Source organism: Streptomyces sp. NPDC051218 (assembly GCF_044455475.1).
Lineage (GTDB): Bacteria > Actinomycetota > Actinomycetes > Streptomycetales > Streptomycetaceae > Streptomyces.
Window position 1 is genome coordinate 411,451 of the sequence record NZ_JBITEU010000003.1, and the last position, 17,404, is coordinate 428,854.

Sequence of the window (17,404 nt, forward strand, 5' to 3'; positions counted from 1 at the left end):
TCAGCGCCCCTGCCACTTGGGCGGGCGCTTCTCCGTGAACGCCGCGTGGAATTCCTTGTAGTCCTCGCCGGTCATCAGGAGGGCCTGCGTCGCCGCGTCCAGCTCCACGGCGGCGGCGAGCGGCATGTCCAGTTCGGAGGTCAGCAGCGCCTTCGTCTGCGCGTACGCGAGCGCGGGGCCGTCGGCGAGGCGGCGGGCCAGGGCCTGCGCGGCCTCCGGGGCCTTGCCCTCGTCCGTCAACTCGCTGATCAGGCCGATCCGTTCGGCCTCCGGGGCACGCACCGGGTCGCCCAGCATCAGGATGCGGGTGGCGTGGCCGAGCCCGACGACGCGGGGCAGGAGATACGCCGCCCCCATGTCACCGCCCGAAAGGCCGACCCGCGTGAAGAGGAACGAGAACCGCGCCGAGGGGTCCGCCACCCGGAAGTCCGAGGCGAGGGCGAGCACGGCTCCCGCGCCGGCGGCCACCCCGTGCACGGCGGTGACCACCGGGAAGGGGCACTCGCGGATGGCCCGTACGACCTGGCCCGTCATGCGGTTGAAGTCGAGCAGCTGGGCGGTGTCCATGCCGAGGGTCGCGCCGATGATCTCGTCGACGTCACCGCCCGAGCAGAAGCCGCGCCCCTCCCCGCCGAGCACCAGGGCGCGTACGGACTTGTCGCGGGACAGCTCGGCCAGGAGATCGCGCAGGTCGGCGTAGGCGCCGAAGGTGAGCGCGTTCAGTTTGTCGGGGCGGGCGAGGGTGACCGTGGCGACCCCGTCGTCCACCTCGAAGCGCAGGTGCTGCCAGTCGGGGGTGCGGGGGGCGGAGCCGGTGAAGGGACTCATACGACTTGCGGCCTCCTCGGTCGGGGCGGCGGCGGTCCACCTCTTGCTACAGCGTGGAGTGCTCTCCGTATTCGAAGTTATCACTCATCCGTGACCACCGTCACGAGCACGCGATAAAGGTGACGGACTCAAGGGCCGGACGTCCTCGACAAGCCCGACCGTCGACCCTGTCGACATAGCGCTTAAGATTCGTACGGTTGAAAGCAGGATCGCCTGCTGCCCTGAACGGACCCGCCTTGCACGAACCACCCGCTCCTGCCTCGTGGCGCATCGCGCTGCCGCACACCGCTGCGGCTGTACCGATCGCCCGCGCGCTCGTGCGTACCGCGCTCGCGGAGATCGAGTCCTCCGCCGACAGCGATACCGCCGAGCTGCTCACGGCCGAGCTGGTGGCCAACGCGGTGGAGCACACCTCGGGGCAGGACCCGATAGAGCTCGTCATCGAGCTCCTGCCGACCGGCTGCCAGGTCGAGGTCCACGACTCGAACCCGCTGCCGCCCGGCAACCTCAGCAACCCGGCGCCGATGAGCGAACCGGACCCCTGGCAGGAACACGGGCGCGGCCTGCTCCTGATCCGCACCCTCAGCTCGTCCTGTGGTCACCGCCCGACCGACTCCGGCAAGGCGGTCTGGTTCACGCTTCCCGCGGCGTAGCCGAATCGGCGTCGGCAGCCTTGCCGAGCCGTGAGTGACGGCGCCCGTACAGCGCGTACACCAGCGAGCCGACGATCAGGAACACCGCGAACTGCACCCACGTCGTCCAGCCCGTGCCCCAGATCAGATAGAGGCAGAAGCCCACGCCCAGGATCGGGCTCAGCGGATACAGCGGCACGCGGAAGGTGCGCTTGAGCTCCGGCGCCGAGCGGCGCAGCGCGAGCACCGCGACGTTCACCACGACCATGATCGCCAGCGTGCCGATCGTCGTCAGGTTGACCACCACGTCGAGCGACGAGAAGGCGGCGGGGACGGCGAAGACCGCGGCGACGATCCAGGTGTTGGCCACCGGCGTCGACGTCTTCGGCGAGACGCGCTCGAAGACGCGCGGGATGAGCCCGTCGCGGGACATCGACATCAGGATGCGGGTCTGTCCGTACATCACGGCCAGCACGACGGACGCGATGGCCACGACGGCGCCGAAGGCGATGATGCCGCCGCCGACCGACGAGTCGGTGACCTGGTCGACGACCAGCGAGAGCGCGGCGGGCTTGTCGGCGACCGCGTCCGCGCCCAGCGCGCCGATCGCTCCGAGGGCGACGGCGACGTACAGGAGCGTGGCGACGCCGATGCAGATCAGGATGGCGATGGGGATGTTGCGCCGGGGGTTCTTGACCTCTTCGCCCGCCGTGGTGATCGCGTCGAAGCCGATGAACGAGAAGAAGGCGAGCGAGGCGCCCGCGGTGATGCCGGAGGCTCCGGCGCCCGCGAAGGGGCTGAGGTGGCCGGCCTCGTACGCGGTGAACGCGATCGCGAGGAAGAACAGCAGGATCCCGATCTTGAGGATGGCCATGGCGGCCGTGGCCCGCGCGCTCTCTCGGATGCCCCGCACGAGCAGCACGGCGGCCAGCAGGATCACCACGACGGCGGGCAGGTTGACGACGCCGCCCTCGCCGGGCCCCGCGGAGAGCGCGTCGGGCAGATGCCAGCCGGTGAGGCTTTCGAGCAGCTCGTTCAGGTACTGGCTCCAGCCGACCGCCACCGCGGAGACGGAGACGCCGTACTCCAGGAGCAGGCACCACCCGACGAGGAACGCGGTGCGCTCGCCGAGCGAGGCGTACGCGAAGGAGTACGAGCTGCCGGAGACGGGGATCGCGCCGCCGAGCTCGGCGAACGAGAAGGCGGTGAAGATGCAGGTGACGGCGGCAAGGAAGTACGAGACGGCGACCGCGGGGCCCGCCTCGGCGACGCTGTCGGACAGGCCGACGAAGATGCCGGTGCCGACGATCGCGCCGACGCCGAAGCACACCAGCTGGAACAGGCCCATGGTGCGCTTCAGACCATGGCCTTCGAGGTCGGCGCCCGATTCGGCGACGAGGAGTTCGGGGGACTTGATGCGGAGTCCTGCCGGACCGGTCGGGCGCATGCGGTGGTTCTCATTTCGGTGGTGCGGGGAGCGGCGGGGGTATGCCGCGAAAAAAAGCGGGGCCGGGGGAAGGTGTTCCCCGGCCCCACCCGTGTGAGCGTGCGGTAACGCGTTCAGGCGAGCGTGGCGACGAGGACCGCCTTGATCGTGTGCAGACGGTTCTCGGCCTCGTCGAAGACGACGGAGTGCTCCGACTCGAAGACCTCGTCGGTGACCTCGAGAGAGCTTAGACCGTGCCGGGCGTGGATCTCGCGGCCGACCTGCGTGCCCAGGTCGTGGAAGGCCGGCAGGCAGTGCAGGAACTTCACGTCGGCGTTGCCCGTGGCGCGCAGGACGTCCATGGTCACGGCGTACGGCGCGAGGGCCGCGATGCGCTCGTCCCAGATCTCCTTGGGCTCGCCCATGGAGACCCAGACGTCGGTCACGACGAAGTCGGCGCCCGCGACGCCCTCGGCGACGTCCTCGCTGAGCGTGATCCGGGCGCCGCTGCTCTCGGCGAGCTCGCGCGCCTTGGCCACGATCTCGTCGGCGGGCCAGTAGGCCTTGGGCGCGACCATGCGTACGTCCATGCCGAGGAGCGCGGCGGTGATCAGGTACGAGTTGCCCATGTTGTAACGGGCGTCACCGAGGTAGGCGAAGGCCATCTCGGTGAGGGGCTTGGTGCTGTGCTCGGTCATCGTGAGCACATCGGCGAGCATCTGGGTGGGGTGCCAGTCGTCGGTCAGGCCGTTGTAGACCGGCACGCCCGCGTGGGCGCCGAGCTCCTCGACCGTCGCCTGGGCGGCGCCGCGGAACTCGATGGCGTCGAACATCCGGCCGAGCACCCGTGCGGTGTCCTTGGCGGACTCCTTGCCGCCGATGTGCGAGCCGGTCGGGTCTATGTACGTCGTCGAAGCACCCTGGTCGGCCGCCGCGACCTCGAAGGAGCAGCGGGTCCGCGTGGAGGGCTTCTCGAAGATCAGCGCGATGTTCCTGCCCGCCAGACGCCGCGTCTCGGTCCCCGCCTTCTTGGCCGCCTTCAGCTCGGCGGCCAGCTCGATCAGGCCGCGGAACTCCTCGGCGGTGAAGTCCAGCTCCTTGAGGAAGTGGCGGCCGGTGAGGTCGATGGCCATGATGGCGCTCCAGGGGTACGCGTACGGGGACACTGGAAGTCTATACGATGCCCCACATTTATATACGGCGTCAGTCGACGGCATCCCGCTGCACCGGGCAGCTCATGCACCGCGGGCCGCCCCGGCCACGCCCCAGCTCGCTGCCCAGGATCTCGATCACCTCGATGCCTTCCTTGCGCAGATGCGTGTTCGTGGTCGAGTTCCGTTCGTACGCCACGACGACGCCCGGCTCGACCGCGAGCACGTTGCATCCGTCGTCCCACTGCTCGCGCTCGGCCGCGTGCACGTCCTGGGTGGCCGTGAGCACCCGGATGCCGCTCAGCCCGAGGGCCGCCGCGATCGCCCGGTGCATGTGCTCGGGCGGATGGTCGGTGACCTTCAACTCCCGTCCGTCGACGCCGGGTTCGATGGTGTACGAGCGGAGCATGCCGAGGCCCGCGTACTGCGTGAAGGTGTCGCTGTCCACCATCGTCATCACCGTGTCGAGATGCATGAACGCGCGTCTCTTCGGCATGTCCAGGGCCACGATCGTCTGCGCGGAGCCCGCCGCGAAGAGCTTGTGCGCGAGCATCTCGACGGCCTGCGGGGTGGTGCGCTCGCTCATGCCGATGAGGACCGCGCCGCGGCCGATCACCAGGACGTCGCCGCCCTCGATGGTGGAGGGGTAGTCCGACTGCCCCTGGGACCACATGTGGAATTCCTCGGCCCGGAAGAGCGGGTGGTGCTGGTAGATCGCCTCGAAGTGCACGGTCTCGCGTTGTCGCGCGGGCCAGCGCATCGCGTTGATGGAGACGCCGTCGTAGATCCACGCCGAGGTGTCGCGGGTGAAGAGGTGGTTGGGCAGCGGGCCGAGCAGGAAGTCGTCCAGGTCCATGCAGTGGAAGCGCACGGACGTCGGCTCGGGGTGGCGCTCCAGGTACTCCCGCTTGGTCATCCCGCCGATCAGCGCGTCGGCGAGCTCGGCCGACGGCATGGTCTCGAACGCGGCCCGCAGGTGGTCCGTCGCCAGCGGGCCGTACTCCTTCTCGTCGAAGACCCGGTCGAGGACGAGGAGGCGGGCGCCGGGCACGTCCATGGCCTCGGTCAGCAGATCGCCGAAGAGGTGCACGGCCACGCCTCGGTCGCGCAGCACGTCGGCGAATCCGTCATGTTCCTGGCGGGCCCTGCGGACCCACAGCACGTCGTCGAAGAGCAACGCGTCCTTGTTGGACGGGGTGAGCCGCTTGAGCTCCAGATCGGGGCGGTGCAGTATCACGCGGCGCAGCCGCCCGGCCTCGGAGTCGACATGGAATCCCATGGAGCCCATCTTTCCCCTGCCGGGCGGCCGACGCCCGCTGTTGCCCAAAGCCGTCGGCCTCGCCCGAGCCGTCCGGCTTGCCCGAGCCGTCCGGCTCGGCTAGAGCCGCGGGTCCACCGGCTCCGACTCCAGGGCCAGGACGGCGAACACCGCCTCGTGCACGCGCCACAGCGGCTCGCCCGCCGCGAGCCGGTCCAGGGCCTCGATGCCGAGCGCGTACTCACGGATCGCGAGCGAGCGCTTGTGGCCGAGGAAACGGCCGCGCAGCTTGTCGAGGTGGTCGGGGCGGGTGTACTCCGGGCCGTAGATGATCCGGAGGTACTCGCGACCGCGGCACTTGATGCCGGGCTGCACGATCCGGCCCTTCCCGTCACGGACCAGCGCCTCGACCGGCTTGACGACCATGCCCTCGCCGCCGCGGCTCGTCATCTCCAGCCACCAGTCGATGCCTGCCTGGACCGACGCCTCGTCGCCCGTGTCGACATAGAGCCGCCGGGTGGTCTGGAGCAGGCCGCTGCCGTCGTGCTCCACCATGCGGTCGATCAGGGCGAGCTGTGCGTCGTGCGGGAGCGCGGCGAGGCTGCGGCCCTGGACGGCCAGGATCTGGAAGGGCGCGAGACGCACGCCCTCCAGGCCGTCGGTCGGCCAGCAGTAGCGGCGGTAGGCGTCCGTGAACGCGGCGGCGTCCGCGGCTCGTTCGCGCTGCCCGGCCAGGAGCCCCCCGATGTCCACGCCGCGCGCCGTCGCGGCCTGCAGGGCGGCGATCGCACCGGGGAAGACGGCACCGGACGCCGCGCCCACGGCCGCGTACTGCGACCGGAGCAGGCCCGAAGCCTTCAGCGACCAGGGCATCAACTCGGCGTCGAGCAGCAGCCAGTCAGTGTCCAGCTCCTGCCAGAGACCCGCCTCGGTGACGGCGGCGCGCAGGCGCCCGAGTATCTCCTCGGAGATTTCCGCGTCGTCGAAGAAGGGGCGTCCCGTACGGGTGCAGAGCGAGCCGGTCGGCCCGTCCACGCCGAAGCGCTCGCGGGCCACGTCCGCGTCCCGGCACACCAGCGCCACGGCGCGCGAGCCCATGTGCTTCTCCTCGCAGACGACCCGGCCGACACCGTCCGCGGCGTACGACGCGAAGGCCTCGGCGGGGTGTTCCAGATACCCCTCGCGCTGGGAGGTCGCGGTGGGCGCCATCGTCGGCGGGAGGTACGGAAGCAGCCGCGGGTCGACGGCGAACCGGCTCATGACCTCAAGGGCCGCCGCCGCGTTCTCCTCGCGCACCGCGACGCGGCCTGCGTGCCCCGTCTCCACCGCGCGGCGGCCGTGCACGTCGTTCAGGTCCAGCGGCCGGCCGTCGTGGCCGCCGGGCGCCTCCGTGCGCAGCGGCTTGGCGGGCTCGTACCAGACCTTCTCCGCCGGTACGTCGACCAGTTCGCGCTCCGGCCAGCGCAGCGCGGTGAGGCTGCCGCCGAAGACCGCGCCGGTGTCCAGGCAGATGGTGTTGTTCAGCCAGGTCGCCGTGGGCACGGGGGTGTGGCCGTAGACCACGGCGGCGCTGCCGCGGTAGTCCTCCGCCCAGGGGTAGCGCACCGGCAGGCCGAACTCGTCGGTCTCGCCGGTGGTGTCGCCGTACAGCGCGTGCGAGCGCACCCGGCCCGACGTACGGCCGTGGTACTTCTCGGGCAGGCCCGCGTGGCAGACGACGAGCTTGCCGCCGTCGAGGACGTAGTGCGAGATGAGGCCGTCCACGAACTCCCGCACGCGGGCGCGGAATTCCTCGCTCTCCGCCCCCAACTGCGCGACGGTCTCGGCGAGTCCGTGGGTGAGCTGGACCTTGCGGCCCTTGAGGTAACGCCCCAGCTTGTTCTCGTGGTTGCCCGGGACGCACAAGGCGGAGCCGTCGCCGACCATCGACATCACGCGGCGCAGCACGCCCGGGGAGTCCGGGCCGCGGTCGACGAGGTCGCCCACGAACACGGCCGTACGCCCTTCGGGGTGCGTGCCGTCGACGTAACCGAGCTTGCCGAGCAGGCTCTCCAGCTCGGCGGCACAGCCGTGGATGTCGCCGATGATGTCGAAGGGGCCGGTGAGGTGCGAGAGGTCGTTGTAGCGCTTCTCGGTGACGATGGTGGCGTGGTCGACCTCCTCTACTCCCTTGAGGACGTGGACCTTTCGGAATCCCTCACGCTCCAAGTGCTTGAGCGAGCGCCGCAGTTCGCGCTGGTGGCGCTGGATGACGCGGCGGGGCATACCGGACCGGTCGGCGCGCTCGGCGTTGCGCGCGGCGCAGACCTCCTCGGGCACGTCCAGGACGATGGCGATGGGCAGCACGTCGTACTGCCTGGCGAGCTCGATCAGCTGCTTGCGGCTCTCGCTCTGCACGTTGGTGGCGTCGACGACGGTGCGGCGGCCCGCGGCGAGGCGCTTGCCCGCGATGTAGTGCAGCACGTCGAAGGCGTCGCGGCTCGCGCTCTGGTCGTTCTCGTCGTCGGCGACGAGGCCGCGGCAGAAGTCGCTGGAGAGCACCTCGGTGGGCTTGAAGTGCGTGCGGCCGAAGGTGGACTTGCCGGAGCCTGTGGCGCCGACGAGGACGACGAGGGAGAGATCGGTGACGGGCAGCACGCGTCCCGGGCTCATGGCTTCGGTGCTGGTGCCGGTTTCCTGCGTCATGCTGCCTGCACCTCCTTCCCGGACTTGAGGTTCGCGTCGCTCTTCTCGTTCTTCTCGCTCTTGTCGTTCTTCTCGTTCTTGTCGGCCTGGGTGAACACGGCCATCTGGGTCGGCGGCCCCACCTCGGGGTCGTCGTCCCCGACGGGCACGAACTCCACGTCGTACCCGTGCCGTTCGGCCACGCGCGCGGCCCAGTCGCGGAACTCCTCGCGCGTCCACTCGAACCGGTGGTCCCCGTGCCGGACGTGCCCGGCGGGGAGCGTCTCCCAGCGGACGTTGTACTCGACGTTCGGCGTCGTCACGAGCACCGTGCGCGGGCGCGCGGAGCCGAACACCGCGTACTCCAGGGCGGGCAGCCGCTCCAGGTCGAGGTGCTCGATGACCTCGCTGAGCACAGCGGCGTCGTATCCCTTGAGCCGCTTGTCCGTGTACGCCAGCGAGCCCTGGAAGAGCTTGACGCGCCCGGCCTGCCGCTCACCCATGCGGTCGAGCTTCAGCCGCCGTGACGCGATGGTCAGCGCCCGCATCGACACATCGACACCAGCGATCTCGGTGAACCGCGTGTCCTTGAGCAGCGCCTGCACCAACTGGCCCTGCCCACAACCGAGATCGAGCACGCGCCCGGCACCCGCACCGGCCAGCGCCGCGAGGATCGCCTCACGCCGCAGCACGGCGAGCGGCACGGGCTTTTCCTCTGTGTCGCTCTCCACGTCGACCGCGTTGTCGAGGTCGTCGACGTCCGTGTCGTCCGCTTCGGCGAGCCGCACCAGTTCGAGGCGCTGCGTGGCCTCCCGGGTCAGCGACCAGCGCCGCGCCAGATAGCGGCTGGTGATGACCTTCTGCTCCGGGTGGTCCGCGAGCCAGCCCTCACCGGCGCGCAGCAGCTTGTCGACCTCGTCCGGCGACACCCAGTAGTGCTTGGCGTCGTCGAGCACGGGGAGGAGGACATAGAGGTGCCGAAGCGCCTCGCTCAGGGTCAACTTGCCGTCCGGCACGTCGAGTACGAGGTGGACGTACCGCGAGTCGCCCCACTCCGGGAACTGTTCGTCCAACGGAATCCGCGTCACCGCGACCGTCCAGCCCAGCGGCTCGAACAGCTTGCGCACCAGGTCCGCGCCGCCGCGCGCGGGCAGCGCGGGAACCTCGACGCGCAGCGGCAGCGGGCGCCGCGCCCGCTCGGGCCGCGCGTTGCACACCCCGCGCATGGCGCTGGAGAACACCGCGCTCAGCGCGACCGCGAGCAGCGACGAAGCGGCATAGGGCCGGTCGTTCACATACTGCGCGAGCGCCGCGTCGGGCGCCCCGCCCCGGCCCTTCCCCTTTCCCCGCCGCACCAGCGCCACGGGATCCACCTCGAGCAGCAGCGCGGCCGTGCAACGCTCCTCGGACGCCTCGGGGTAGAAGACGTGCGCATTGCCGTAGGAAGTGGAGAACGCCTGCGCGTTCTCGGGATGCTTGTGCAGCAGGAAACCGAGGTCGGTCGCGGGGCTGTCGGGGGTACCGGAGGTACTGATCGTCAGGAACACGGGTATGCCTCGAAACGCAATCTGAACTGCGGAAACTTACGGTTGCGGCTCCAGCGCGCCTCTAGACCGTACAGCGAACATCACCGAGTCACTCAGGGGTTTTCGCTGCCCCCGGAACCTGCCCCGTGACCCGTCATCCCTCCACCCAGCCGTGGCCCTTTCCGTGCTGGACCAGTTGCTCGCGCAGCTGCTTGACCTGCTCACCGGTCATCCACGGAGCCGCGTCGAGCAGCAGCTCGGTCATCTCGAACGAGTACTCCGCGACGCTGAGCACATCGCAGGTCGGCTCCTCCCCGTCGTCGAACCCCGAAGCGGACGCCTGGATCGACGGAGGCACCTCGGCCCTGCCACCCGCGAACGGCAGCCGCGCCGTGGGCGCCTGCGCCCCCTTGGGCAGCCGGACGGACGACGCCTTGGGCCCGCGCTCGCCCTCCTCGATCTCGAACTCGACCCGCGCTCCCGTATGCACCAAAGGCTCCGGAATCAGCAGGTCGTTGGCGTGCAGGAAAACGTCCTCCCCACCATCCTCGGGAGCGATGAAGCCATACCCCCGCGCGCCGTCGAACCGGACAACCCTGCCTGCGACCATCTCAACCACCCCAACCTCAACACCACCTCCGGGCCCCTCGCCCGGACAGTCAGTGCCGAAGCCTAACCTCCGGCCCCCGGCGCCGTACGGCCGAGCACCTCCTCGCGGCCCGCTCGCGAGCAGCGGCAACACGGCCTGCGCGGGACTGAACGTGGATCCGGCATCCGGGCAAGATGGGTGCATGGACCTTCGAATCTTCACCGAACCGCAGCAGGGCGCGACCTACGAGACGCTCCTGCGCGTCGCAAAGGCCACCGAGGACCTCGGCTACAGCGCCTTCTTCCGCTCCGACCACTATCTCGTGATGGGCTCCTCCGACGGTCTCCCCGGCCCTACGGACGCCTGGATCACGCTCGCGGGACTGGCCCGTGAGACCCGGCGGATCCGGCTCGGCACCCTGATGACCGCGGGCACGTTCCGACTGCCGGGCGTCCTCGCGATCCAGGTGGCGCAGGTCGACCAGATGTCGGGCGGCCGCATCGAGCTCGGCCTCGGCTCGGGGTGGTACGAGGCGGAGCACTCCGCGTACGGAATTCCCTTCCCGAAGGAGAAGTTCGGACGCCTGGAGGAGCAACTCGCCATCGTCACCGGCCTGTGGGAGACCCCGGTCGGCGAGAGCTTCACCTTTGACGGCACCTACTACCAACTCTCCGATTCCCCCGCCCTTCCCAAGCCCGCGCAGCCCAAGGTGCCCGTCCTCATCGGCGGCCACGGCGCCAAGCGGACCCCCGCCCTCGCGGCCCGCTTCGCGAGCGAGTTCAACATTCCCTTTGCCTCTCTTTCCGATACCGAGCAGCAGTTCAAGCGCGTACGCGCCGCCGCGGAGGAGATCGGCCGCAAGGGCGACGACCTCACCTACTCCAACGCCCTGGTGGCCTGCGTGGGCAAGACGGACGCGGAGGTGAAGCGCCGCGCCGACGCGATCGGCCGCGAGGTGGAGGACCTGAAGGCGAACGGTCTCGCCGGCTCCCCGGCGGAGGTCGTCGAGAGGATCGCCGCCTACCAGGCCGTCGGCTCGCAGCGCATGTATCTCCAGATCCTCGACCTGGACGATCTCGACCACCTGGAGCTGATCTCCTCCGAGGTCATGTCGCAGCTGACCTGACGGCGCCCCGCCCGAGCACGACCGACCCCGAACGGGACACGCGCCAGGGCGCACCCGACCCGGACGCGACCGGCCAGGGCGCGACCGGCCAGGGCGCGACGGACCGGACGCTCCCGTCAACTCCGCCGGCCGCGCCGCTCCCACGCGGCCCCGGCAGGGTGAAATCGCGTCAACCCGGCATCCGGTGTGGCTCCGCCCCAGTGACCCGCCGACGCGGGTGATCGTTGGCTCGGGCGGAGCCGGACCGCCCGGCACCCGCGCCGGCGGCCGCTGCTGGTGCGTCGCTCGCATCAGCAGCCCTCCGGCACCGCGAGGGCGAGGGCCGAGGAGGCCGCCATGTCGCAGGAAGCCGTACCCGAGCAGGAGGCCGCGCGCGAGACGTCCGTGCCCGAGCAGCAGGGCCCACCCAAGGGTCTGCTCCAGCAGATGGAGGAGCTGATGGCCGCGCTCAACGCGGATCTGACGCAGCTCGACGCGGATCTGCAGCAGTCCACGACGGACGGCGGCACCGCGGCCTCCACCCCGCGTCCCCCTGCCGGCGACACCGCGCCCCCTGCCCCGCGCCCCTCCGCCGACGACGAGCCCACCCGCCTCTGACGGCACCGGCGCTCCCCCGGCGCCTGTGCCACTCGGCCGTCCGCGGCCGCCGTCAGAGCGCCGGATCATGGCGGCCCCGCCGCCGAGTCGGGCTCGGGCAGGCTCTGTTCGCGCACCGCGAGCCTGCGCAGCATCTCGAGCACCCGGTCCCTCGACTCGTCGGCGGCGTCGATCGCTTCCATGCACTGCCAGTACACCCCCTCGTCGTCCGCGCCCATGGCCACGCCCACGAGGGCGATGCCCACGTCGCCGAGCAGTTCGTCAAGGCCTCGCAGCACCTCGTACGGCCGGCCGATGCCCGTCAGCCGCGACGCCCGCATCCCCTCCATGCCGAGGCCAGGTGCCACGAAGGCCCCGCAGCCCCTGCCCCCGCCTTCGCTCAGGCCGAGCGCCTCGCCCCGTAACTCCGGAGGCCCCGCGATCGCGAGGCGGCTGCCGATCGCCTGCGCGAGAGCCTGGGACTGCCACACCTCGGCGACGACGTCCGACGGTTCCTGGCTCCGCGCCAGAGCGTGCCTGCTCGCCTCGATGAGCCGCATCGCCTCCATGCGCACCACCACCCAACCGCGCGCGTCCGCCGCACGTTCGCCCGAACTGCCCTGCCCACTACCCAGAGTGAGTGCCAGTCGGACGAAAAGCCAGAGCAACCAGGAAATCTGTGGACAAGTTATCGAGTGGGGATAACTCGTCCACTCCGGAGAGTGATGGATCTAGGCGCTGCGGAGAGATTCACGGACGATCCACACACTCACGTCGCCGGAAAGCGCTGCTCGTTGCGGTCGATCTTCGCGGCGAGCGCCGCCAGCGCGTCGATGCCGAGCACCTCGCAGAACTGCAGCAGATAGGCGAGCACGTCGGCGACCTCGTCCGTCACCCGGTGCGCCGAGTCCGGTTCGGCCATCACCCGCGCCGACTCCTCTGGGGTCAACCACTGGAAGATTTCCAGGAGTTCGGAGGCCTCCACGCTGAGCGCGGCGGCCAGGTTCTTCGGCGTGTGGTACTGCTCCCAGTCCCGCTTCGCCGCGAATTCGGCCAGCCTGCGCTGCAGTCCCGCTACATCGAGTTCCGTCACGCCTCAAGGTCTACCATCGTGGCCCCGCCCACCTGAGCGGCCCACGACGCGTCGCTCACCGTCCCGACGAGGCGGATGTGACCGCGGTCGCAAGTGCTCTTGGCCAGTTCGGCCAGTGCGTGCTTCTGGCGCTGGTCGAGGAAGTGGTCGAGGCCGTCGGCGAGCACGGTCAGGCTCTGGTAGGCGGACGGCACCTCGGCCACCGGGTCCACCTCGAGTACACCGGGCCCGGTGAGCAGCACCAGGGCGAGCGCCAGATATCTCAACTCGCCGTCCCCGAGCCGCCCGACCGGCGACCTGACCCCGCCGCCCCGGTCGATGAGCGCGTGGACCGACCCGTCGTCGGTCACCTCCGCGAACACATCGGCGACCGGCCCCGCGCACCCCGCCCGCACCGCCGCCACGAGCCGCGCATGCCGGTGGCCGCACTCCTGCCGTGTACGGAGCAGGACCTCCGCGAGGTTGTCGCAGCCGCTCAACAGGCGGCCGGCACCGATGAGTCCGGGCGGCACGGGCAGCCGCATGAGCCCCGGCCGGGGAGCGCACGGGAACACCGAGCGCAGCGCGACGACCACCTGCTCGGCCGCGGCGAGCACCAGGCGCTGCCCCTCGGTCTTGCCCGCGACGCGCAGCGGGAGCAGCGCCGTGCCGAGCCGGTCGTCCGGCAGTGGTCCGCGCGTGACCGGCGTCATGCCCGCCGTGTGCCAGGCGGCCTGCACCGCGCGCCGCCCCGGATCGCGCAGCGCCGTCTCGAGCAGCGTGAGCCCGCCCAAGGTCAGCCGCTCCCCCACGACCCGCAGTTCGGGCTCGGCCTGCACGGCGACGTCGAGCCGCACCGCCCCGACGGGGCCCTCGACCGTGCAACCGATGCGAAAGCCGCGCCGCTGCTGCTCGTCGCCTCGTGCGCGGTCGGGCACACAGGCCACGGGATCGGCGAAGACATCGACGAGTTCCTCACCCGCGCCCAACCGCGCCAGCGCCTCGTACGCGGCGAGCGCGGTGGACTTGCCGCTCCCGCTCGGCCCCGCGACCAGGGTCAGCGGGCCGAGCGGGAACACGGCGCCCCGATGCGAGGCGAAAGCCGAGAGCCGCAGCTCGGTGACGCGGCTCCGGTCCGGACCCGACAGTGGCTCGGCGCCCGCCACCGGGAGATGCACAGTCATGTCCGGACGGTAGGCGGCGACGGAACTGGTGAACCGTTCCGTCCAAGTAACCTTCCTACGAATGAGGGATTTCCGGGGAGCGGCTCCCGCACCGCCTACGACTGTGCGGCCGCGACGAGCCCCTGCACCTCGGTCCCGGGCGGCGCGAGCAGGAAGACGTTCTTGTCGACGCGGTGCATTCCGCAACCGAGGCCGAGGACCACGCCGCTGCTGAAGTCAAGGACGCGCTTGGCGACTTCCGTCTCCGCACCGGTCAGGTCGAGCAGGACCGGAATCTGCGCCATCACCGTCTCGGCGACCTCGCGGGCGTCCGCGAAGATGTTCACCCGCATCACCACAAAACGCCGCCGCGCCTCGGTCTCCGCTTCGGGCATCGCGCGGTGTCCTGGCCAGGACGGCCATTCGTTGCGGCTGCGCAGCGGTACGACCTGGGCGAGCCCTTCCCACTGTTCATCGGTGACGTCGTGGCTGTTCAACGCTCCACCCCGTCCTGGCTCGCACTCGATATCTGCACTGGCTCATTCTTACGCGACCTCACCCGTTCAGCCCAACAGCGACACGGAGCGGGCGGACCAGTGTGCCAGGGCCGGCGGGTCAGTGTCCCAGGAGTCCCACAAGCCCTTCGGCCAGGGAGGCACGCCAACAGGCCCAGTCGTGACCGCCGTTGTACTCGTTCAGGGTCACCGGACAGCCGCGCGAGCGCAGAGTCTCGTACAGATCGCGGTGGTGGCCGAGAATCGCGTCCTCGCGCAGTCCGACGTCGAGGCGCACGGTGACGGGCCGGGACGCGCCGTCACCGATACGCGAAGGGGGCGAGGGGGAGGCTGCGGAGAGGGGTACCGACTGGGCCAGGACGTTGCCGAACCGTTCCGGCCGGAGGAATCCCGCGTACAGCGAGGTCAGTCCGCCGAGGCCCTGGCCCGCGACGAGCGTGCGCGCGGGGTCGGTGGTGAGGGGCCAGCGGCCCGCCGCCCACGGCAGCAGCTCGTCGGCGAGGAAGGGCACGTGACTGTCGGGCGCGCCGAGTTCCCGGCTGCGCGTGGCCCTGTCGACGGAGTCCGGGGCGAGGACGGCGAGCGGCGGCACCGCGCCGTCGGCGACGAGGGCGTCCAGCGCGTCCTGGAAGGCGAGCCGCCCGAACCACATGTCGCCGTCGTTCAGCACGAGCACCGGCAGCTCGCCGTCCCGGCCGCCCGGCGGGAGGTACGCCCACACGTCACGCTCGGCGCCGAGCACCCCCGCGGGCAGCCGGTGCCGCTCGACCCTCCCCCGGGCCGCCCCGGAGCGCCGCTCGGTCCATGCCCGCGCGGGCGCCTGCGGAAGCTCGAACACGGAGGTGTCGCGGTCCGGCCAACGGCCGGGAGTCCGCCGGTGGTTGAGCGGGTCGGGGGCGGCGTGCGCGGACAGGGAGAGCAGCCGTCGCTGGAGGCGTTCGGGCGAGGCGGGCGGTTCGCCGGGCGAGATGTCGGCGGCCATGCGGTACGAGCCGCGGTGGTCGGCGCGCAGCCGGTAGGTGAGGTGCCAGATGTCCGTGCCGGGCAGTGGGCTCAGCCGGGACGCCGCGAGGTCGGCAGGGTCCGCGAGGCCTTCGGCGAGCAGCAGGACCTGCCGGGTGGCGCGGTGGCCGCGCCACAGGAACGTCACGGCGCAATGCTCCGGGTCGCCGTCGAGCGCCTCGACCAGGGGGGTGCCGCGGCGCGTGACATCCGCCCAGAACTCCTCCAGGATGACGGCACGTTCGGCTTCGGTGGCGTCGGCGGCGCGTGCTGCGACGCGCTCGACGCGGGGCATGGCGCCCGCGAGCCTGCGGGGCGCCGCGTCGGCCGCGAGCACCCCCGCGGTGACCGTCATCCGCACACGAAGAGGACCCGCATCGTTCCCCGCCTTCCTGGTCCAGCACACGACAACATCAACTTAGCCAAGCCTAACCTAAGTCAAAAAGTCAACACCACTCGCGGCAGGCCCATGACGCGCCCGGGGGCGAGAATCTGCCCATGGATTCTGATCAGACGAATGCCTACCTGCGCCGCATCGGTGTCGAGCGTCCTGCCGCCCCCACCACGCGCGCCCTGCACGACCTGCACATCGCGCATCTGCGCGCCGTCCCCTTCGAGAACCTCTCCATCCATCTCGGCGAGAACATCGAACTCACCGAGGAATCCTTGGTCGAAAAGATCGTCGGCGCCCATCGCGGCGGCTTCTGCTACGAACTCAACGGGGCGTTCGGCGCGCTGCTCACCGCGCTCGGCTTCGAGGTCACCTTGCTGCAGGCCCGTGTGTACGACGCCGACGGGCATCCCGGAATCCCCTACGACCACCTGGCGTTGCACGTGCGCACCTCCGACGGCGGTGACCGGCTCGCGGACGTCGGCTTCGGCACCCACAGCCAATTCCCCCTGACCTTCGGCGAACGCGGGGACCAGCAGGACCCCGGCGGCACGTTCCGTATCGACGAGACCCCCGAAGGCGATCTGGACGTCAGCAGGGACGGCAAGCGGCAGTACGTGGTCGACCGGCGCCCGCGCGCCCTCGGTGACTTCACGGCCGGCGCCTGGTGGCACCGCACTTCGCCCCGGTCCCACTTCACGCGGTCACTGGTCTGCTCGATGCTCACCGGGACCGGGCGGATCACCCTCAGCGGCCGCACCCTCACCACGACGACGGGCGGTGAGCGCGAGAGCGTCGAACTGGCCACCGACGCCGAGGTGCTCGACGCGTACGCCACCCACTTCGGCATCGTTCTGGGGCGGGTGCCGCAGGTACGGGAGGCCATGTTCTCCGGGGGCGACCCCGAGGAATCCACCTCTTGACACTTCCTCCAAGTGAGGTCGCATCTGCGACGTAGAAAGACCCAGAAGTGTTGTAGATGCCAGGTGAAGCGGCCTATCGTGTCGCGCATGCAGTCCTACACCATCGGACAGGCGGCGCGCCTGCTCGGCGTCAGCCCCGACACCGCTCGTCGCTGGGCGGACGCCGGACGGGTCACCACCCACCGGGACGAAGGCGGGCGCCGGCTCATCGACGGCCGCGATCTCGCCGCCTTCTCGGTCGAGGTCGCGCAGGGCCAGGCACAGGGAGGCAACGGCGAGGACGACGTCCCCTACACCTCCGCCCGCAACGCCTTCCCCGGCATCGTCACCGCCGTGAAGCTCGGTGACGTCGCGGCCCAGGTCGAGATCCAGGCAGGTCCGCACCGGCTCGTCTCGCTCCTGACCCGGGAGGCCGTGGAGGAGCTGGGCCTGGAGGTCGGCATGCAGGCAACCGCCCGCGTGAAGTCCACCAGCGTGCACATCGACCGCACCTGACCCCCTGGTCCGCACCCCAGGGTCCGCAACCACGGGCCGGACCGCGCCGCCGGCCGCTCCCAAGGAG

At 70.8% G+C, this 17,404-nt stretch carries 17 protein-coding genes; 5 read left to right on the forward strand and 12 right to left on the reverse strand.

Annotated elements, in window-relative coordinates; translation table 11 throughout:
- Positions 1–828, reverse strand: a complete 828-nt coding sequence (locus tag ACIBCK_RS12795) for an enoyl-CoA hydratase family protein (protein WP_363209887.1) — start codon at positions 826–828, stop codon at positions 1–3.
- A 221-nt stretch (positions 829–1,049) separates the two neighbouring features.
- Between ACIBCK_RS12795 and ACIBCK_RS12800 the strand changes: the two genes are divergently transcribed.
- Positions 1,050–1,481: an ATP-binding protein gene (locus tag ACIBCK_RS12800; RefSeq protein WP_367049336.1), complete on the forward strand. Its 432-nt coding sequence runs from the start codon at positions 1,050–1,052 to the stop codon at positions 1,479–1,481.
- Here the strand turns inward: ACIBCK_RS12800 and ACIBCK_RS12805 are convergent.
- The 6 genes from ACIBCK_RS12805 to ACIBCK_RS12830 form a co-directional block, all read right to left on the reverse strand.
- Positions 1,462–2,907 (reverse strand): amino acid permease, encoded by a 1,446-nt coding sequence (locus tag ACIBCK_RS12805; protein ID WP_399389518.1) that lies wholly within the window; start codon positions 2,905–2,907, stop codon positions 1,462–1,464. The genes ACIBCK_RS12800 and ACIBCK_RS12805 overlap by 20 nt on opposite strands.
- A 113-nt stretch (positions 2,908–3,020) precedes the next feature.
- Complete coding sequence (gene argF, locus ACIBCK_RS12810; RefSeq protein ID WP_399389520.1) at positions 3,021–4,019, reverse strand: ornithine carbamoyltransferase; 999 nt, start codon at positions 4,017–4,019, stop codon at positions 3,021–3,023.
- Positions 4,020–4,089: 70 nt separating this feature from the next.
- Complete coding sequence (locus ACIBCK_RS12815) at positions 4,090–5,316, reverse strand: arginine deiminase (RefSeq protein ID WP_399389522.1); 1,227 nt, start codon at positions 5,314–5,316, stop codon at positions 4,090–4,092.
- Between the two features lie 99 nt (positions 5,317–5,415).
- Positions 5,416–7,980, reverse strand: coding sequence for a polynucleotide kinase-phosphatase (locus tag ACIBCK_RS12820; protein ID WP_399389524.1), 2,565 nt, complete (start codon positions 7,978–7,980; stop codon positions 5,416–5,418).
- Positions 7,977–9,506: a 3' terminal RNA ribose 2'-O-methyltransferase Hen1 gene (locus ACIBCK_RS12825; protein ID WP_399389526.1), complete on the reverse strand. Its 1,530-nt coding sequence runs from the start codon at positions 9,504–9,506 to the stop codon at positions 7,977–7,979. Before ACIBCK_RS12825 ends, ACIBCK_RS12820 begins: the two co-directional genes overlap by 4 nt.
- A gap of 133 nt (positions 9,507–9,639) precedes the next feature.
- The gene (locus tag ACIBCK_RS12830) at positions 9,640–10,095 is read right to left on the reverse strand and encodes a cold-shock protein (RefSeq protein WP_399389528.1); all 456 of its coding nucleotides are present in this window, start codon (positions 10,093–10,095) and stop codon (positions 9,640–9,642) included.
- 181 nt (positions 10,096–10,276) lie between these two features.
- Here ACIBCK_RS12830 and ACIBCK_RS12835 point away from each other — a divergent pair, with 181 nt between their 5' ends.
- A complete protein-coding gene (locus ACIBCK_RS12835) occupies positions 10,277–11,200 on the forward strand; it encodes an LLM class F420-dependent oxidoreductase (protein ID WP_399389530.1) in 924 nt (307 codons plus the stop codon).
- A 336-nt stretch (positions 11,201–11,536) separates the two neighbouring features.
- Positions 11,537–11,797 carry a hypothetical protein gene (locus ACIBCK_RS12840; RefSeq protein WP_399389531.1) on the forward strand — a complete coding sequence of 87 codons (261 nt, stop codon included), beginning with the start codon at positions 11,537–11,539 and terminating at the stop codon, positions 11,795–11,797.
- 65 nt (positions 11,798–11,862) lie between these two features.
- On the opposite strand, the gene ACIBCK_RS12845 is transcribed toward ACIBCK_RS12840, so the two are convergent.
- The 5 genes from ACIBCK_RS12845 to fes form a co-directional block, all read right to left on the reverse strand.
- Entirely contained in the window at positions 11,863–12,345 is a 483-nt protein-coding gene (locus tag ACIBCK_RS12845; protein ID WP_399389533.1) for a DUF6099 family protein, read from the reverse strand.
- A gap of 200 nt (positions 12,346–12,545) precedes the next feature.
- Positions 12,546–12,869, reverse strand: coding sequence for a nucleotide pyrophosphohydrolase (locus ACIBCK_RS12850; RefSeq protein ID WP_399389535.1), 324 nt, complete (start codon positions 12,867–12,869; stop codon positions 12,546–12,548).
- Entirely contained in the window at positions 12,866–14,032 is a 1,167-nt protein-coding gene (locus ACIBCK_RS12855; RefSeq protein ID WP_399389537.1) for an ATP-binding protein, read from the reverse strand. The genes ACIBCK_RS12850 and ACIBCK_RS12855 overlap by 4 nt, the downstream gene beginning before the upstream one ends.
- Before the next feature lie 95 nt (positions 14,033–14,127).
- Positions 14,128–14,508, reverse strand: a complete 381-nt coding sequence (locus ACIBCK_RS12860) for a cell division protein SepF (protein WP_367045643.1) — start codon at positions 14,506–14,508, stop codon at positions 14,128–14,130.
- Between the two features lie 118 nt (positions 14,509–14,626).
- Positions 14,627–15,883 carry an enterochelin esterase gene (fes, locus tag ACIBCK_RS12865; protein ID WP_399389539.1) on the reverse strand — a complete coding sequence of 419 codons (1,257 nt, stop codon included), beginning with the start codon at positions 15,881–15,883 and terminating at the stop codon, positions 14,627–14,629.
- A 143-nt stretch (positions 15,884–16,026) separates the two neighbouring features.
- Here fes and ACIBCK_RS12870 point away from each other — a divergent pair, with 143 nt between their 5' ends.
- Positions 16,027–16,842: an arylamine N-acetyltransferase gene (locus tag ACIBCK_RS12870; RefSeq protein WP_399389541.1), complete on the forward strand. Its 816-nt coding sequence runs from the start codon at positions 16,027–16,029 to the stop codon at positions 16,840–16,842.
- 87 nt (positions 16,843–16,929) lie between these two features.
- Positions 16,930–17,337, forward strand: a complete 408-nt coding sequence (locus tag ACIBCK_RS12875) for a helix-turn-helix transcriptional regulator (RefSeq protein ID WP_361052082.1) — start codon at positions 16,930–16,932, stop codon at positions 17,335–17,337.
- Positions 17,338–17,404 lie beyond the last annotated feature (67 nt).

What these genes read in the sequence shown, in the direction of transcription:
- ACIBCK_RS12840 (WP_399389531.1), top strand. Translation starts at nt 11,537, where the DNA reads ATGTCGCAGGAAGCCGTACCCGAGCAGGAGGCCGCGCGCGAGACGTCC.
- ACIBCK_RS12830 (WP_399389528.1), bottom strand. Translation starts at nt 10,095, where the DNA reads ATGGTCGCAGGCAGGGTTGTCCGGTTCGACGGCGCGCGGGGGTATGGC.
- fes (WP_399389539.1), bottom strand. Translation starts at nt 15,883, where the DNA reads ATGACGGTCACCGCGGGGGTGCTCGCGGCCGACGCGGCGCCCCGCAGG.
- ACIBCK_RS12815 (WP_399389522.1), bottom strand. Translation starts at nt 5,316, where the DNA reads ATGGGATTCCATGTCGACTCCGAGGCCGGGCGGCTGCGCCGCGTGATA.
- ACIBCK_RS12835 (WP_399389530.1), top strand. Translation starts at nt 10,277, where the DNA reads ATGGACCTTCGAATCTTCACCGAACCGCAGCAGGGCGCGACCTACGAG.
- ACIBCK_RS12875 (WP_361052082.1), top strand. Translation starts at nt 16,930, where the DNA reads ATGCAGTCCTACACCATCGGACAGGCGGCGCGCCTGCTCGGCGTCAGC.
- ACIBCK_RS12855 (WP_399389537.1), bottom strand. Translation starts at nt 14,032, where the DNA reads ATGACTGTGCATCTCCCGGTGGCGGGCGCCGAGCCACTGTCGGGTCCG.
- ACIBCK_RS12845 (WP_399389533.1), bottom strand. Translation starts at nt 12,345, where the DNA reads ATGGAGGCGATGCGGCTCATCGAGGCGAGCAGGCACGCTCTGGCGCGG.
- ACIBCK_RS12795 (WP_363209887.1), bottom strand. Translation starts at nt 828, where the DNA reads ATGAGTCCCTTCACCGGCTCCGCCCCCCGCACCCCCGACTGGCAGCAC.
- argF (WP_399389520.1), bottom strand. Translation starts at nt 4,019, where the DNA reads ATGGCCATCGACCTCACCGGCCGCCACTTCCTCAAGGAGCTGGACTTC.
- ACIBCK_RS12805 (WP_399389518.1), bottom strand. Translation starts at nt 2,907, where the DNA reads ATGCGCCCGACCGGTCCGGCAGGACTCCGCATCAAGTCCCCCGAACTC.
- ACIBCK_RS12820 (WP_399389524.1), bottom strand. Translation starts at nt 7,980, where the DNA reads ATGACGCAGGAAACCGGCACCAGCACCGAAGCCATGAGCCCGGGACGC.
- ACIBCK_RS12870 (WP_399389541.1), top strand. Translation starts at nt 16,027, where the DNA reads ATGGATTCTGATCAGACGAATGCCTACCTGCGCCGCATCGGTGTCGAG.